This is a genomic window from Orbus hercynius (assembly GCF_003634275.1).
In the GTDB taxonomy this organism is placed as follows: Bacteria; Pseudomonadota; Gammaproteobacteria; order Enterobacterales; family Orbaceae; genus Orbus; species Orbus hercynius.
Genome location: NZ_RBWY01000002.1, coordinates 395565 through 410381, shown reverse-complemented (window position 1 = coordinate 410381; position 14817 = coordinate 395565). Strand labels below are relative to the sequence as shown.

18 protein-coding genes are annotated in these 14817 nt (G+C 40.3%); 8 read left to right on the top strand and 10 right to left on the bottom strand.

Features of this window, described 5'->3' with window-relative positions; all coding sequences use genetic code 11:
* Positions 1–14 precede the first annotated feature (14 nt).
* Genes DES39_RS07510 through DES39_RS07495 form a run of 4 tightly spaced genes read right to left on the bottom strand, consistent with a single transcriptional unit; the run spans position 15 to position 2423 of the window.
* Positions 15–425 carry a DMT family transporter gene (locus DES39_RS07510; RefSeq protein ID WP_121145159.1) on the bottom strand — a complete coding sequence of 137 codons (411 nt, stop codon included), beginning with the start codon at positions 423–425 and terminating at the stop codon, positions 15–17.
* A complete protein-coding gene (locus DES39_RS07505; RefSeq protein WP_121145158.1) occupies positions 425–781 on the bottom strand; it encodes a DMT family transporter in 357 nt (118 codons plus the stop codon). Before DES39_RS07505 ends, DES39_RS07510 begins: the two co-directional genes overlap by 1 nt.
* Positions 781–1641 (bottom strand): alpha/beta hydrolase, encoded by an 861-nt coding sequence (locus tag DES39_RS07500; RefSeq protein WP_121145157.1) that lies wholly within the window; start codon positions 1639–1641, stop codon positions 781–783. The genes DES39_RS07505 and DES39_RS07500 overlap by 1 nt, the downstream gene beginning before the upstream one ends.
* On the bottom strand, positions 1638–2423 hold the full coding sequence (locus DES39_RS07495) for an MtnX-like HAD-IB family phosphatase (protein WP_121145156.1): 786 nt from the start codon (positions 2421–2423) through the stop codon (positions 1638–1640). The genes DES39_RS07500 and DES39_RS07495 overlap by 4 nt, the downstream gene beginning before the upstream one ends.
* Positions 2424–2599: 176 nt before the next feature.
* Here DES39_RS07495 and DES39_RS07490 point away from each other — a divergent pair, with 176 nt between their 5' ends.
* From DES39_RS07490 to mnmL, 3 genes are all read left to right on the top strand, one after another.
* Positions 2600–3337 (top strand): winged helix-turn-helix domain-containing protein, encoded by a 738-nt coding sequence (locus DES39_RS07490; protein ID WP_121145155.1) that lies wholly within the window; start codon positions 2600–2602, stop codon positions 3335–3337.
* Positions 3334–4680 carry an ATP-binding protein gene (locus DES39_RS10940; protein ID WP_121145154.1) on the top strand — a complete coding sequence of 449 codons (1347 nt, stop codon included), beginning with the start codon at positions 3334–3336 and terminating at the stop codon, positions 4678–4680. Before DES39_RS07490 ends, DES39_RS10940 begins: the two co-directional genes overlap by 4 nt.
* Positions 4681–4798: 118 nt before the next feature.
* The gene (gene mnmL / locus DES39_RS07480; protein WP_121145153.1) at positions 4799–5725 is read left to right on the top strand and encodes a tRNA modification radical SAM protein MnmL/YtqA; all 927 of its coding nucleotides are present in this window, start codon (positions 4799–4801) and stop codon (positions 5723–5725) included.
* 2 nt (positions 5726–5727) lie between these two features.
* Here mnmL and DES39_RS07475 read toward each other — a convergent pair whose 3' ends face one another.
* Positions 5728–6693: a sugar kinase gene (locus DES39_RS07475; protein ID WP_121145152.1), complete on the bottom strand. Its 966-nt coding sequence runs from the start codon at positions 6691–6693 to the stop codon at positions 5728–5730.
* A gap of 1 nt (position 6694) precedes the next feature.
* Positions 6695–7522, bottom strand: a complete 828-nt coding sequence (locus tag DES39_RS07470) for a DeoR/GlpR family DNA-binding transcription regulator (RefSeq protein ID WP_147405425.1) — start codon at positions 7520–7522, stop codon at positions 6695–6697.
* 291 nt (positions 7523–7813) lie between these two features.
* On the opposite strand from DES39_RS07470, the gene DES39_RS07465 reads away from it, so the two are divergent.
* From DES39_RS07465 to DES39_RS07450, 4 genes are read left to right on the top strand one after another with little or no spacing between them, the layout of a single operon-like run.
* On the top strand, positions 7814–8668 hold the full coding sequence (locus DES39_RS07465; RefSeq protein WP_121145150.1) for a tagatose bisphosphate family class II aldolase: 855 nt from the start codon (positions 7814–7816) through the stop codon (positions 8666–8668).
* Positions 8669–8679: 11 nt separating this feature from the next.
* Positions 8680–9600: a 1-phosphofructokinase gene (gene pfkB, locus DES39_RS07460; protein WP_121145149.1), complete on the top strand. Its 921-nt coding sequence runs from the start codon at positions 8680–8682 to the stop codon at positions 9598–9600.
* 10 nt (positions 9601–9610) lie between these two features.
* A complete protein-coding gene (locus tag DES39_RS07455; RefSeq protein ID WP_121145148.1) occupies positions 9611–11017 on the top strand; it encodes a PTS fructose transporter subunit IIC in 1407 nt (468 codons plus the stop codon).
* Positions 11018–11071: 54 nt separating this feature from the next.
* Entirely contained in the window at positions 11072–11515 is a 444-nt protein-coding gene (locus DES39_RS07450) for a PTS mannitol transporter subunit IIA (RefSeq protein ID WP_121145147.1), read from the top strand.
* Between the two features lie 27 nt (positions 11516–11542).
* Here DES39_RS07450 and ribD read toward each other — a convergent pair whose 3' ends face one another.
* Positions 11543–12673, bottom strand: a complete 1131-nt coding sequence (ribD, locus tag DES39_RS07445) for a bifunctional diaminohydroxyphosphoribosylaminopyrimidine deaminase/5-amino-6-(5-phosphoribosylamino)uracil reductase RibD (RefSeq protein ID WP_121145146.1) — start codon at positions 12671–12673, stop codon at positions 11543–11545.
* Between the two features lie 8 nt (positions 12674–12681).
* Complete coding sequence (gene nrdR / locus DES39_RS07440; RefSeq protein ID WP_121145145.1) at positions 12682–13128, bottom strand: transcriptional regulator NrdR; 447 nt, start codon at positions 13126–13128, stop codon at positions 12682–12684.
* A gap of 220 nt (positions 13129–13348) precedes the next feature.
* Between nrdR and rraA the strand changes: the two genes are divergently transcribed.
* A complete protein-coding gene (gene rraA / locus DES39_RS07435; protein WP_121145144.1) occupies positions 13349–13837 on the top strand; it encodes a ribonuclease E activity regulator RraA in 489 nt (162 codons plus the stop codon).
* Positions 13838–13886: 49 nt separating this feature from the next.
* On the opposite strand, the gene DES39_RS07430 is transcribed toward rraA, so the two are convergent.
* Together DES39_RS07430 and DES39_RS11135 are read right to left on the bottom strand one after the other, a co-directional pair.
* Positions 13887–14492: an FMN-dependent NADH-azoreductase gene (locus tag DES39_RS07430; RefSeq protein ID WP_170143366.1), complete on the bottom strand. Its 606-nt coding sequence runs from the start codon at positions 14490–14492 to the stop codon at positions 13887–13889.
* 230 nt (positions 14493–14722) lie between these two features.
* Positions 14723–14817, bottom strand: a 95-nt coding sequence (locus tag DES39_RS11135) for an EF-Tu C-terminal domain-related protein (protein ID WP_211324656.1), incomplete at its 5' end; no start/stop codon positions are given.

Sequence of the window (14817 nt, the reverse complement as noted above, 5' to 3'; positions counted from 1 at the left end):
TGTTTACTTAATCATTACACATTACTCGGCGCGTCACGTTTTGCACTTTGCTCCAAGATCTGTTTTTCTGCAAAAGCTAGAAAAATAATGCCCGTGACAATAAACAGTGCGCCTAATATCCGCGTTAGTGTAATTTGTTCATTAAAAAGCCAAACAGAAGCAATCATCACCGTGACTACCTCTAAATGTGAAGCGGCAAAAGCAGGCCCAATTGGGGCCTTTCTCAATAAGGTCATCCACGTAAAAAAGGTTAAAATATAACCGAATATCGCCAAATAAACCCACTGTTGGCTAAACACACGCCATAACCAATCTGTATTCGCCTCTAATGGCTCGGCAACTAATGCCGTCATTTTAAAACTACAATGTGCAACCGTATCAAAAAAAAGTAATAGTGCAAAACCAATCAAATAAAACTTACGCATTAACTTGCTCCTACAAAAATCACACCGACCATAATGAAAGCCATGCCAATAATACGCAAGTTAGTAAGCTTTTCATTAAATAATATTCGTCCCACAATCATGACCGTAATAATATTAAGTGACACCATTAAAACGCCCTGAAACAACGGAACTAATGTTAAAAATGCCAGCCAAAGTAGAAACTCAGCAACATAAGCGCTAATCCCAATCCAGACCCAATAATTACGAAATAATGCTTTCCAATATTGTAAACCTTCACTATCTTGTTTAGTGACAGCTGCATATTTGAATGAAATTTGCCCCAATGTATCAAAAGAGATATTGGCAAGCCATAATGCTATCGCCAGTAGTGACATTATCTCGCTCCTTGCACATTGTTATCAGCACCCGTTACTGCTGGTGCGATTGCCGCATTAAAAAAATCAATACTTTCATTAATAACGGTTCGTCGTTCCCGGTCAATGGTAATAAGATGATAACTTTCATCAAGCTCGACGAGTTTACTCGGCCCACTTATCCGTTTTTGTACTAAGCGCGCATTGGTATTAATATTAGCAATATCATCATGACTTGAATGCATGATCAAGCACGGTGCGGTGACTTGTGGCAATTGCTGTTTAACTTGTTTTACTAAATATAACATCTCCGCTAGCGCAGGAAAGGGATTACCGGCAAGCCCCGCTGAGGCGCTATCACCACTTAGCATGCTTTCCGATACCGTTGCTCGGATACGTTCATCTTTAAGTCCATAAGGTGGCTGCTCAGTAAAACAGGCCTTTTGAAAAAGATTGAGTTTTTTGAGTAACTTAAGTAAGAAAAAGAAACGTTTTGCCCACCAAGGAATACTCCAACCATCGTAAGAGAACGTGACACCATAAACGCCAACCGCTTTAATTTGCTCTGGTCTATCCGCAGCTAATTTCAGTGACAATACCGCGCCCATTGATAGTCCTGCAACAAATAGGTTATCAATCTTTTCCGCTAACAGAAAATCAGCGGCTCGTTCAACGCTACGATACCAATCTTGCCATGTTGTTTGTGCAAGATCATTTTCATCACCACAATGACCGGCAAGCTGCATACCATAAACAGTAAATCCGGCTTTATTCAATCCTTTACCAATAATGCGCATTTCGGTTGGCGTACCCGTTAAGCCATGAATGAGTAATACACCATTACGATTACCGGGTAAAAAGAACGTAGAATCTTGAATCATAATAAAATTAACCCTTCATTGTATTCCGCATTGGTTAATGGCGATCTCATTAGCCGTGATTGAAATGTTTTGCGAATGGTTGGAATCAATTCGATCACATTGTCAAAGCTATTAATTGGCCGATGATTAATCTGATTGTGCTGACAAAAATCAATGAGCTTATCTTTCGCAAACACGTAATCAACTTTGTTGGACACACAAAAATCAGAGGACCCATCGCCGACATACAGAATTGGAAAAAAGTTTTTGCACTGTTTGCGTACATGAGAACATTTACAATTGCCACTTTGCTTTTGACAATTCACATCACTGTAGGGGAACTGTAAGCTCCAGCCACGTACATTATCATGCAATAACGTATTGGCATAAACTGGTAAAAAATCCAATTGGTGATTAGCCAAAATCGTTTTGATTGCGTAATCTAATCCATCACTCACAATATGGACCGCTATATTATTGTCTTGAGCACTGCGTACAAACGCCTTAAAGTATGGATCGATCTCAATACCCGCTAATACTTGATTAACTTCATCTAAAGAAGCATCTAGTAAAGCAATTTGTTTACTCATACACTCTTGAGAACCAATTTCACCCGCTTCCCAACGCGCTTCAAGCTCATCGCAGCCATCTTGGCCGAAATGCGCAAGCAGGGTATCGGTCACATCATCTAACGAAATCGTGCCATCAAAATCGCACAAAACAATGGGACTATTTGTCTGTAATGAATAAGTCTCTTTTTTTGATAAATACACAGCATCTGATATTGAAAAAAAAGTACTCATACTATATTTCTTCCCTCAAATAAACTACACTACTGGCATCGCCGACTAATTGATAGTGATTTTAACGTAGTTTGCGAACAAACAATTTAGTGAGTTTGTGTTGATTTTGTAACAGAGGGGCAATATGGCATCCGTTATTGTCTTAAATTTAAAGCATTTTAAATTAACGTAATGACATGAATAATAAAATACTCATTATTGAAGATGATGAACGACTGACTCAGCTAATCGTTACCTATTTATCTCGATTTAATTATCAGGTGTTTTCGCATAATCGTGGCGATACCGCGGAAAATGCAATCAATCAAATATTGCCTGATTTGCTCATTTTAGATGTGATGCTGCCAGGAAAATCAGGTTTTGATATTTGCCGAGATATTCGCGCTAATTATCATGGCTTAATTCTGATTATGACCGCCAATGATGATAGTATTGATGAAATTCTTGGTTTAGAAATTGGGGCAGATGATTATTTAGCCAAGCCGGTCGAGCCGCGATTATTACTGGCAAGAGTAAGAGCGCTACTGCGCCGTAACGACAATGCACCAACAGAGCGTATTGATCTAAATAAAACGGATACTTCGCTTAATGAGCCCGATCAATCTGTTACGTTTGGTCATCTGGTGATTAATCCCAGTAATCGCACCACTACACTTAATCATCAATTATTAGATTTAACCACCTCTGAATTTGATCTGTTATATTTGTTTGCCAATTCTCACGGCAAAATTTTATCACGCGATCATATTTTCAATCAAATGCGTGGCATTGATTTTGACGGTACCGATCGTTCGATCGATGCGAAAGTCTCTCGATTACGCAGAAAATTACTTGATGATCCTGATGATCCACAATATATCAAAACCGTGCGAGGTAAAGGTTATCTTTTTTGCCCTGATGGAGAGCTAGATTGACAACGATAAATCCAATTAAGCAAAGCAACCGAATTTTTACTAAGCGGTTATTTTTGTATTTTATTATCTCATTACTGATGCAATCAGTGGTAGCGTACGGTGCACTAAATATTTTTATCTCCTTACCCTACTCGATAACCGGCCTACCCGATGATAGAGTCGCTGAACGCAGGTCACACCAAGGCACTGTTTATTTGATTCGTGAACATATCAAAGCTCATCCGGAGCTCACCGTCAATCAAGTACTCGATGATCTTGAACCACAATTTGGTTTTCGATTACAACTTTTTCCGACCAATACCGCATTCTCATCAATGACCAAGCGTGATCTTGATAAATACACCATCGCCTATGATGGTGAAACAGATACGATATATGCCACGTTAGCATCCGGACAAATTTTAGGCTTAGGCCCTATCGATGATAATGATCTACTCGATGGTAATTTGTTATCATTCTTTAGCTATTTACTGCTCTTTGCGGGATTTAGTGCCATGACATTTTGTATCCTGCTCTATTTTACTTTCTCATATTTATGGATTGATGTTAAAAATATGAGTATCACCGTTAATGAATTGGGTAAGGGGAACTTAAAGGTCAGAGCCAAACCAGCACAAAGTTGGCTATTTAAACAACTTGCAGTGGTACTCAATACTATGTGCGATCATATTGAAAAGCTCGTATCAAGTAACCGTATTATATTACATGCGATGGCACATGAACTGCGCACGCCACTTGCGCGCATGAACTTTGAAATTGAAATGTTATCCAATACTGACGACGAACCTGAAAAATACCGTCTCATTAAGGAAATTAACAATGATATAAAAGAGTTAGAAGTACTGATTAATACCAGCCTGAATTATTTTAAAATACAACAGACCCAATTACTGAAAAATGTCACTACCGTACCACTAAAAACATGGGCAATGACGGTGATTAATAACCTTGAGTTATTTAAACCGAAAAATTTTGAACTCGATTATCAAATTGATGATGAAATCGTCACACTTGATCCCTTACTCGTTGAAACCGTACTAAAAAATCTGCTACTTAACTCATTTAAATATGCCGCCAGTAAAGTCACTATCCGTTTATATAAAAATAGTGATTTACTGTTTATTGTTATCGATGATGATGGGCCGGGTATTCCGCCGGATTTTCGTGAAAAAGTATTTTTACCGTTTTCGCGGCTTGATACCAGTCGAACAAAATCGACAGGGGGTTATGGATTGGGACTTGCCTACGTTAAATTGATTGCCGAGTATTGTCAGGGTAAAGCCTTTGTGATGACCAGCCCACTTGGCGGAGCCAGATTTGTCATTACATTAAATTTTAGCTAATGATAAACAGTGGTAAATCACATTGTGCGGTTTATATCGGCCTAATTAACAGTATTCATCGCGGTATTTAACGACTATAATATCGCACTTATCCTCAAGTTCATTAGAATACGCAATTATGCAATTACACCACGTCGTAAATACCTTTGGGGCTGACCTTGCTCGTCGCTATGGCGAAAAAATTTATAAATTAACCTTACATGGTGGATTTAGCTGCCCCAATCGTACAGGTGAACTCGGTAAAGGTGGCTGCACTTTTTGTAATGTTGCTTCAATTATCGATGAATCGATTCAAGTCAAATCAATTGCCGATCAGCTGCTTCATCAAGCTTCACAGATGAAAAAATCTAAGCGTTATTTAGCTTATTTTCAGGCTTACACCAGTACCTATGCCGAAGTGGAAATATTGCAAAATATGTACGAAGAAGCATTGCAAAATGCCGATATCGTCGGCCTTTGTGTTGGCACAAGACCTGACTGTGTACCTGATGAGGCGCTAGACTTATTAGCCCGCTATCAGGATAAAGGTTATGAAGTTTGGTTAGAACTTGGTCTGCAAACCGCCAATGATAAAACTTTGCATGAAATTAATCGTGGTCATACTTATGCACAGTATCACCAAACCACTCAAAAGGCACGTCAGTTAGGCATTAAAGTCTGTAGCCATTTAATCGTTGGATTACCTAAAGAAACGAAGCAAGACAGTTTAATCACGCTCGATAAAGTATTAGAAACCGGTGTTGATGGATTAAAACTCCATCCACTACATATTGTTGAAGGTAGTATTATGGCCAAAGCCTGGCGCGCTGGCCGGCAATCGGTTTTAACCCTTGATGAGTACGTTGATATTGCTGGCGATATAATTCGCCGTACGCCCAAACACATTATTTATCACCGTATTTCGGCTAATGCACGCAAGCCAACGTTACTCGCGCCCGATTGGTGCACAAACCACTGGGAATCAATGAATGCAGTCGATCAGAATTTGCGTCTATTTGGCCCACAAGGTAGTGCGCTAGGTGATAGTTATCGGTTTATCGAATAGTGTTAAGATGCCTGTGAAGCGATAAACTGTTGTAATTGTGCCAATGTTGATGTGCCCTCCATTGGCCCTTTTTGTAATACGGCTAAAGCACCACTCGCATTAGCATACTGCAATGCGCTTTCGACATCATATCCTGCTAGCATTAGGCTCACAAATGTCGCACCAAAACAGTCACCGGCCCCGGTGGGATCGACAGCATTAACGCCGTAACTTTCAACTTGCAAAGTCTGAACATTATTGTGTTGATCCCTGCCGTAATAATTCGCCCCTTTAGCTCCGCCCTTAACTACAATATGTTTTACTCCCCGTTCCAGCAATGTCATCATGGTTTGGTATTCACTTTCGCCTGATTGACTCGCAAAATAGCTGACTTCGCTTTCACTTGGTAAAAAGATATCGGTATAATCCATAATATAATCAAAGGACGCTTCCATCTCAGGTATATCGAACATCTCTTTACGTAAGTTAGGATCAAATGAGATAGTGCCACCGTTATTTTTGACCCTATCAAGCGCTTTACGCATCGCATCTATCACCCTAAATGAGTAAAGCGATGACCCCATCACATGCAAGTGATTACAGTCTTTTAATAAATTTTCATTGATATGATCAAATGATAATAATCCACAGGCGCTATTGGGAATATTGAAAATAAAATCGCGTTCATTGTGACCCTTATAACTCACAAAAGCACTGCCAGTTGTGGCTTTATGATGCGTAGATATACCGTCGATAATCACGCCATCGGCTTTCAAACGTTGCACACACATTTTACCAAAAACATCTTTACCAACACAGCTAAAGAACACAACGGGAAAACCCAGTTTAGCGATTTGTGAGGCAAAAATAGCCGGAGCACCGCTCGGGAAAGGCCCGATAAACTCGCCAATTTCATCAAAGCGTTGATGTTGTTCTTTTGCTAAGAACTCAACAAGAAGCTCCCCCATAGTACAAATTTTAAAATTCATATTATGCCTCCTGCTTATTTTGATAGGTAATACTATGCTTAGTCGCATAGCTTTGTGTAAAATAGCAATCAAATAACTGCTGGTGGTAATGCGCGACAGCAGCTCTGGATAAAATAGCTATCTCTACGTCTTTTAATTTACCGACACTATTGTGAGCATCATTCACCAATCGCTGCGGTAAAATAGCAATCGTTTGCTGTGCATGCTTAAGCACTTGCTGATAAGATTTGAGCTGTTCACTATTCTCAATAATTAACGCATTATCACGACTCATTGCTGCAACTTCAATAATAAATCGCGAAATCGGGTATTGGCTTATAATAAACCGCAGCACATTGTCATCTTGAATAAGGTTATTATCCGCTAGCATTCCCCCAACAATAATGACCTCTGCTTGAGTAAACTCTTTTGCTAGCAAAGCATTAGCCAGATCATTAATAATCAATTTGATGCCTTTTTTACCATATAAAAATGGAATCAACTTACGAATTAACTGGCCATGACCTAAAAATAACGTATCACCATCTTGAATATAATTCAGGCTTTGCTGCACGAGTTCAATATCACTTTGATGGTCAATCGGTTGCTGATAACGCTCAGTTGATCGGTGATCGGTACTGGCGCTGCCCTCTGGTGCGAGATAAATCGCCCCACCAAATGAACGTTTTAAATAACCTTGTTGCTCAAGATAAGTTAAATCCTGTCGAATCGTCACCCCTGAAACATTGAGTAACTCGGAGAGTTCATCGACTTTAACCTCGCCTTGTTTACGGACGATTTCGGCGATATCTAACCTACGTTTGAGTAATGCAGAAGATGCTCTTGCCAACTTTACTTTCCCTATAATCAAAATAATAACGACATGGATTCGTTAATCATAAAATCAACACTAATATTGGTCAAGCTCGCTTTCTTGATTGCAACACACCAATCGATAGACACATTATATAAAAATAACTTTCGAAATAAAATTAAAATTAAATAATAAATTTTAAAATGAAAGTTAAAATGCATTTATGTGATGATAATCACTGTATTTCCAGCAAATAAATTATATTTTGTAATATATATTTTAAAAATAACTTTCATTATGAAAATAATTATTGATGGAGAAAATACGATGTTTATTATTTCAAGCCAACAAATGTTAAAAAAAGCCCAAGCTGAGCATTATGCCGTACCTGCGTTTAATATTCATAATTTAGAAACGATGCAAGTCATTGTGGCGACAGCGGCCGAGTATCAATCTCCAGTTATCCTAGCTGGTACTCCAGGTACCTATAGCTATGCTGGAACCGAAAACATTATTGCCATTGCTGGTGCACTCGCGGCCAAACATAAACTGCCCCTCGCTTTACACCTTGATCATCATGAGAGTTATGACGATATCACCCATAAAATCAACTCAGGCATTCGCTCGGTGATGATTGATGGCTCTCATGCAGCGTTTAGCGACAATATTGCGATTGTAAAACAGGTGGTGGATTACGCTCACCGCTTTGATGTCAGCGTCGAAGCCGAGTTAGGTCGACTTGGTGGCCAAGAAGACGATCTCATCGTTGATAGTAAAGATGCCCTTTATACCAATCCACAACAAGCAGCTGAATTTATCGATAAAACCGGTATTGATTCCTTAGCCATTGCCATTGGTACCGCTCATGGCATGTATAAATCGACCCCAAAATTGGACTTTGAACGCTTGTCACACATTCGTTCTGCGGTTGATGTGCCGCTAGTATTACACGGCGCATCAGGCTTAACTGACAACGATGTTCGTGAATGTATTAAACGAGGCATCTGTAAAGTGAATGTCGCCACTGAATTAAAAATTGCCTTCTCAGATGCGCTCAAACAATATTTTATTGACCATCCTGAGGCGAATGATCCTCGTGACTATATGAAACCGGCGAAAGCCGCGATGCAACATATCGTCGCCAAAATTATTGATACTTGCGGTAGTGCCGGTAAACTTTAAAGGAGACAGCTATGATATATACGCTCACGCTCAATACTGCAATCGATATGAACATTCGCTGCCAAGCATTAACGCCCAACAGCGTTAATCGAACAGAGCATACTGAGTATAGTCCCAATGGTAAGGCTATTAACGTTGCAATCGTCCTCAATCGATTTGGTCAAGACACCACGGCGCTCGGATTCTTTGGTGGTTTTTCCGGCAAATATATTGTTGATGAACTGCATAAACGCAAGATAACAACCATTCCCTGTTGGGTCGATGATATTACTCGTATAAATGTGTTTATTAATGACACCATCACCGAATACAAATTAGTGGGTAAGGGCCCTTTTATTGCTGATGAGAAAAAATTGGCAATGCTATCGATGCTTAAAGAGCTAAATGATAATAGTTATTTGGTGATGAGTGGCAGCTTACCAAACAATATCGACGCCGATTATTATGATCTTATTTTAGCGTTATGCCAGCAAAAAAATATCGACTTTATTTTAGATATTAGTCACCCAAAACTCAGTGATTTACTTGCTTACAAACCGTTATTAATTAAGCCAAACAACGATGAAGTAAAAGAGATTTTTGGTTTAGAAACCAACACTACCGAGCAGATCATTTTTGCCCTCGAACACTTACATATACTAGGTGCGCAACACGTTTTATTAACGATGGGAGCGAATGGTCTATATTTCTCAAACGGTAAACAGATCTGGTTTTGTGATGCGATGCCGATTGAGTTGGTGAGTTCGGCTTGTGCTGGCGATGCATCTTTAGCAGCATTTTTAAGTATTTGGCTACCTAAACAAACCGATATCGAACTGGCGATGAAAAAGGCATCGGCAACAGGTGCCAATGTTGCCGAATCGGATGGCTTAGGGCAACTGAATAACATTGATCGTTACATGACACAGCTCAGTGTAACCCAAATCAAATAAGGGAATGATGATGAAAAAAATACTCGCAGTAACCGGCTGCCCAACTGGTATTGCTCATACTTACATGGCCGAAGAATCATTAAAATCGGCGGCGAAAAAAGCTCAGGTTGACATTAAAGTTGAAACCAATGGTGCTGGCGGCATCGATAACGCGATAACCGATGCTGACCTTACTGATGCAATTGGCGTGATTATTGCCGCCGATAAAGATGTCAATGTCGATCGTTTTAATGGCATGGCCGTCATTGAGGTGCCGGTTAAAGATGGTATCCACAAAGCTAACGCTTTAATCGAGCAAATATTAGCGGGCAAGGTACCCATTCGGCAAGGAAATCAATCCCCTGCTGCCAATACAATCGATAGTCTTCACGTTAAACAATCAATTGGCCGCCAAATCTATAAGCATTTGATGAGCGGCGTCTCGAATATGCTGCCTTTCGTGGTGGCGGGTGGCGTATTAATTGCACTTTCATTTTTATGGGGCATCTATTCGGCCGATCCACAAAACGCACAATATAATGCCTTTGCTGCGCTGTTGATGAAAATCGGTGGACAAGCTTTTGGCATTATGGTGCCAGTTTTTACCGCATTTATTGCTTCATCAATTGCCGGTAGACCCGGCATGGTGGCAGGATTTGTCGGTGGCTTGATTGCTAATGTCACAGGAGCGGGTTTTCTTGGCGGCATTATTGCTGGCTTTGCCGCGGGTTACCTTATGCTTTATGTTAAAAAATTACTGGATCACCTACCGCGCCAGTTTGAAGGCCTTAAGTCGATTTTTATTATGCCGCTCATTGGTGTCTTTGTTATTGGAGCCGGTATGTTCTTATTAGGGGAACCGATTGCCGCAATCAATAATGGCATGAAATCTTGGTTATCTTCGTTACAAACCGCCAATCCGATCTTACTCGGTATTGTCATTGGTGCCATGTGTTCATTTGACTTTGGTGGCCCAGTGAACAAAGCGGCCTATGTCACTGGCACGATGCTATTAGGTGAAGGTAACTTTTTCTTTATGGCCGGCGTTTCAGCAGCATGTATTGTCCCCCCTTTTGTTATCGCGTTTTCCACCACGCTATTTAGAGGTAAGGCATTTAGTGAAGATGAAAGAGCAGCCGGCATTGTCAATTACGTATTAGGCGCAACCCATATCACCGAAGGTGCCATTCCGTTTGCCGCAAAGGATCCCATTCGGGTGATTCCAATTATGATGCTCTCTTCAGCAATTGCCGCGGTATTAACGTTTTTGGTTGAAATTCAAGTACCTGCGCCACATGGTGGCTTTTTGGTATTACCATTAGTGAATAAACCGTTGATGTGGGTAGGCTGTATCTTTATTGGTGCACTTGTGGGTGCAATTTTATTGGGCTTCAGTCGTATACATCAAAATCGAAAACTCAGCGTCATAGCGCGCTAAATGATCAATCAATAGGCGAGCATCATACCCGCCTATTATAACCAGGAGTCAAAAATGAATACGCTCGAGCTTAATCAACATGATATTACCTTCATTAACCAGTCTTGTAGCAAGCAGCAAGCGATAAAAACCGTCGCAGAAAACATGATTGCGGCAAACTTAGTCAAAACCGATTATGTGCAAGCAATGTTTGATCGTGATGAACAAATCTCCACTTTTTTAGGCAATGGTATCGCGATCCCTCATGGCACAACCGAAAAGCGCGATAGCGTACTCAAAACGGGTGTGCATGTCTTGTTTTGTCCGCAGGGAATCGTTTGGGATGACGAGGGCAATATCGCTTATGTGATTATTGGTATCGCCGCTAAAGCCAATGAGCACCTCAATGTACTACGGCAATTAACTCATGCAGTCATCGCAGAGGACACGCTAGCGCGGATCAAAAAGGTCCAAACCCCTGCCGACCTATTAGCGATTTTGCAGGCACAAAATGACTAAATGGGCTCTAACGACTAGAAAAGCCGATCACAGGCTTTTCTTGGTTAAAATGCAACGTAAATCTGGCCCGACCATCTGTACTGATTGAAACTCGAACTCTGGCACCAAGGCGAGTTGATGTAAATGGGGTAAAAAGCACAGATCTAAGGCATTATGACCGAGTAGTTTAGGTGCATAGTAAATAATTAACTCATCAACCAGATTTTGTTCAAGCAAAGCACCGGCTAAGTGGCTACCCGCCTCGACCCAGACCGAATTTATTTGCTGCAAGGCTAATTGCTTTAATAATAAATACAAATCAATATGCTTGCTTGCCGAAGACTCAATTAACACGGTTGTATTTTGCTGATTAAACTCGATATTTTGCTTACGCACTAGCCAAATTTTGCCTGACTGTTGAAAGAGATTTTCATCTCCTGTGAGTTGATTTTGGCTGTCAAGAATCACACGTACTGGCTTGCGAACACTCTCAATAGGATAAATCTGTTGTATATTTGGCGGTAGCTCATGGTGCCTCACCGTTAGACTAGCATTATCTGCTTGCACGGTTGCGCGAGTGCTTAAAATAGCACTTGCTTGCGCACGAAACACTTGCACATCTTGCCTAGCTTCACGTGAAGTAATCCACTGACTTTCACCAGAGGCCATGGCAATCTTGCCATCTAGCGAAGTTGCTAATTTTAGCTGAACATAAGGCATACCCGTTCGCATGCGTTTTAAAAATGCGCGGTTTATTAACTGTGCTTCATCAGCGAGTAACCCGACGTCAACTTGAATACCGGCTTGACGCAGCCTTTTGATGCCTTGCCCGGCAACATTAGGATTGGGATCTTGCATCGCAACGACGACCCGAGTGATACCAGCATTAATAAGCGCATCAGCGCAAGGCGGCGTTCGACCAAAATGGCTACAGGGTTCTAGTGTGACATATGCCGTTGCCCCTTGCGCCCTATCACCGGCTTGCCTTAAAGCATATACTTCGGCGTGAGGTTGACCGGCTTGACGATGATACCCAGTTGCAATGATTTGATTATGTTTGACAATAATGCAGCCAACATTTGGATTGGGTGGGGTGGTAAAGCGACCAAACTGGGCTAACTCGATCGCCTCTGCCATATACAAACGGTCGCTGTCAGTAAAATGAGATGAATAATTCATAATGAGGTTTATTGTAATTTAGCAATTTCTTTACTAAATTGCTCAATATCATCGAAACTAAAATAGACCGAAGCGAAGCGAATATAGGCCACTTTATCCAAATTTTTGAGCTCTTCCATGACATAATCACCAACGAGTTTACCCAGTACTTCTCGTTCTCCAGTTGCACGTAATTTTGATTTGATTCGGGTAATTGCATCCTCAATCGCATCAGAGCATACTGGGCGTTTTTCTAATGCACGCTTCATACCATTACGTAATTTTTCTTCATTGAAAGGTTCGCGAATTTTATTGCGCTTAATCACATTTGGCATGATAAGTTCAGCGACTTCAAATGTGGTAAAACGCTCGTTGCATTCATTACATTGGCGCCTACGGCGAACTTGATATCCTTCGCTCACTAAACGAGAATCAATGACTTTGGTATCGTCAGCATTACAAAAAGGACAGTGCATCTATTATCTCCGCGATCGGTGTCAAGAATTGGCATTACAATAGCCGAAATCCTTGATTTTAACAATAGTTTCTCCGATCAGACATGAAATTTGCTAACTGATACCAACTAAATATTGCGTAAGTTCACGTTTAGCTGACGGTAATCGGAGTTAATTTTGCTATCTGTATCACTTTGGCAGTATACTAGTGAAATAAATTTTTGAAATAGTGAGGTGTAATATGGATTTCGATACATCAGTGCTTTGCGACTTTTATCCTGAAGATATTAATGTTGTTGAACCAATTTTTACTAATTTTGGTGGCATTAGTCAATTTTCAGGGCAAGTTGTGACCGTGAAATGTTTTGAAGATAATGGTTTGCTATACGAAGTATTACAAAATGATGGTACTGGTAAAGTGTTGGTTGTTGATGGTGGTGGCTCAGTACGTCGTGCATTGCTTGATGGTGAGTTGGTGGATATTGCAGTACAAAATAGCTGGCAAGGTATCATCATTTACGGTGCAGTAAGGCAAGTCGATTATCTAGCTGACGCTGAAATTGGTATTCAAGCAACCGCAGCAATTCCTGTCGGCGCTGAAGATCAAGGTATTGGGGAAACCGACATAAAAGTTAATTTTGCAGGTGTGACGTTCTTTTCTGGTGATTTTATCTATGCGGATAATACGGGCATTATTCTGTCGGAAATTGCCTTAGAAATTGAAGAATAATTCACGATAAATGAGATAAAATCAAATGGTTTTATCTCATTATTGTTTTTTATAGTGACAAAATATCCAGGCGTGCTTGTTTAAGAGCCTGCTCTTTCATTTCTGGGCTAATATTTACACCTTCAGCCCGAATAAATTTTATATCAGTTATGCCAACTAAGCCTAAAATCGCCTGTAGATAAGATTCTTGATGATCTAATACATTGTATGGCGCCATACTATACATCCCACCACGCGTCGAGACAATGATAACGGGTTTATTATTAACCAGTCCTTTAGGTCCATTCTCAGTATAGCTAAATGTCAATCCAGCTTGGCAAATCTGATCAATCCATGTTTTTAAACCGCTACTAACACTGAGGTTATACATTGGCGCACCTATGATTATCATATCCGCCGTTTTAAGTTCATCAATTGCGTGCAAAATTTCTTGATACACTTGTTTTTGTTGTTCTGTCAAATGGTGTATATCGCCGCTTCTTATTGCGGTCAATACTGCTGCTGTTAAATGCGCTGGAGGCTGCTCACCTAGGTGTTTTTCAGTGATCGTAAGATGGCTATTTTTAGACTTAAGATGACTCATTACCTCTTTGACTAATCCATTTGAAATAGAAAAATCATCTAAAATGCTTGATGTTAAGCAAAGAACCTTCATTATATATTCCTAATTTAATGTGTTAATTGTTTATGTTCTCATATTATACTAAATAACCGACTAATTTAGTAAACTATTCAGATCATAATGTACTTTTTTATTTTTTTATTTTGTTATTTATAGTATGACGCAATCCATCATATGGCAGTGGCTTTTCAGAGATAGTCGCAATATTAAAAATAAAAAAAGACCGCATTGCGGTCTTTTTTATACAAAGTGTAATGGTAAGATTACTTAATAACCTTAGCAACCACACCCGCACCAACGGTACGTCCACCTTCACGGATCGCAAAACGTAAGCCGTCTGCCATCGCGATTGGGTGAA

Bases quoted from the DNA above. Each gene is read 5' to 3' on its own strand.
- DES39_RS07510 (WP_121145159.1), bottom strand. From the start codon at position 425: ATGCGTAAGTTTTATTTGATTGGTTTTGCACTATTACTTTTTTTTGAT.
- DES39_RS07505 (WP_121145158.1), bottom strand. From the start codon at position 781: ATGTCACTACTGGCGATAGCATTATGGCTTGCCAATATCTCTTTTGAT.
- DES39_RS07500 (WP_121145157.1), bottom strand. From the start codon at position 1,641: ATGATTCAAGATTCTACGTTCTTTTTACCCGGTAATCGTAATGGTGTA.
- DES39_RS07495 (WP_121145156.1), bottom strand. From the start codon at position 2,423: ATGAGTACTTTTTTTTCAATATCAGATGCTGTGTATTTATCAAAAAAA.
- DES39_RS07490 (WP_121145155.1), top strand. From the start codon at position 2,600: ATGAATAATAAAATACTCATTATTGAAGATGATGAACGACTGACTCAG.
- mnmL (WP_121145153.1), top strand. From the start codon at position 4,799: ATGCAATTACACCACGTCGTAAATACCTTTGGGGCTGACCTTGCTCGT.
- DES39_RS07475 (WP_121145152.1), bottom strand. From the start codon at position 6,693: ATGAATTTTAAAATTTGTACTATGGGGGAGCTTCTTGTTGAGTTCTTA.
- DES39_RS07465 (WP_121145150.1), top strand. From the start codon at position 7,814: ATGTTTATTATTTCAAGCCAACAAATGTTAAAAAAAGCCCAAGCTGAG.
- pfkB (WP_121145149.1), top strand. From the start codon at position 8,680: ATGATATATACGCTCACGCTCAATACTGCAATCGATATGAACATTCGC.
- DES39_RS07455 (WP_121145148.1), top strand. From the start codon at position 9,611: ATGAAAAAAATACTCGCAGTAACCGGCTGCCCAACTGGTATTGCTCAT.
- DES39_RS07450 (WP_121145147.1), top strand. From the start codon at position 11,072: ATGAATACGCTCGAGCTTAATCAACATGATATTACCTTCATTAACCAG.
- ribD (WP_121145146.1), bottom strand. From the start codon at position 12,673: ATGAATTATTCATCTCATTTTACTGACAGCGACCGTTTGTATATGGCA.
- nrdR (WP_121145145.1), bottom strand. From the start codon at position 13,128: ATGCACTGTCCTTTTTGTAATGCTGACGATACCAAAGTCATTGATTCT.
- rraA (WP_121145144.1), top strand. From the start codon at position 13,349: ATGGATTTCGATACATCAGTGCTTTGCGACTTTTATCCTGAAGATATT.
- DES39_RS07430 (WP_170143366.1), bottom strand. From the start codon at position 14,492: ATGAAGGTTCTTTGCTTAACATCAAGCATTTTAGATGATTTTTCTATT.